1 protein-coding gene and 1 pseudogene are annotated in these 716 nt (G+C 41.1%); both read right to left on the reverse strand.

Annotated features, from left to right (window positions below):
* A pseudogene (locus tag A3756_RS25700) lies at positions 1 to 427 on the reverse strand (alpha/beta hydrolase); the annotation flags it as partial.
* Between the two features lie 114 nt (positions 428 to 541).
* Positions 542 to 716 (reverse strand): sodium ion-translocating decarboxylase subunit beta (locus A3756_RS26320; protein WP_197481553.1); only part of this gene is annotated, 175 nt, incomplete at its 5' end.

A 716-nucleotide genomic window follows, 5' to 3' on the forward strand; every position in this document is an offset into this window, starting at 1 on the left:
TAATGACAGCATCCATGATCATTGGCATCCACTCTAGCACATAGCTTTCCAGCGACAGGTTTTTATGATCTGCGGTTACATCTCCCCAATCAACCAAGTAAACATCATAACCATTCGCTAAAAAATAACGAACAACACTTCTATGCGGCATCAAATCAAATATCATTGATGTTGCGGCTAAAGGCGGCACCAAGATAACGGGCGTTTTGTGTCGCTTTTTCTCTACCTTGATTTTCTCACCCGCGATCTCAATCTCATCATCCTCTAATGGGTGATAATGACGAACTGACATGATGCCATCTTGAAAGATTTCATCGAATGAACTCAAGTTTGAGATATTAAAGTTCTCCGAAAAAGCAAACTGCTCCACACCATTAAGAACAGATAAAAAAACTTTATCTAGCAATCTTAGCTTTTTCTCAACCATCTATAGCTACAACCCTGTTAACAATAAAAAGATATCTCACAGTTATTATCTTAGCCCCACAAATAAAAAAACCCCAGCACAAGCCGGGGTTTCTATAGTAGTACTACTGGCTTCCTAGCCTAAGAACTTGATCATAACGCCCGCAGCAACTGCAGAACCGATAACACCTGCTACGTTTGGCCCCATCGCATGCATCAACAAGAAATTCTGAGGATTATTATCCAGACCAACCTTATTCGATACACGAGCAGCCATTGGAACAGCTGATACACCAGCAGATCCAATCAGA

The sequence above is a fragment of the Oleiphilus sp. HI0086 genome (assembly GCF_001635225.1).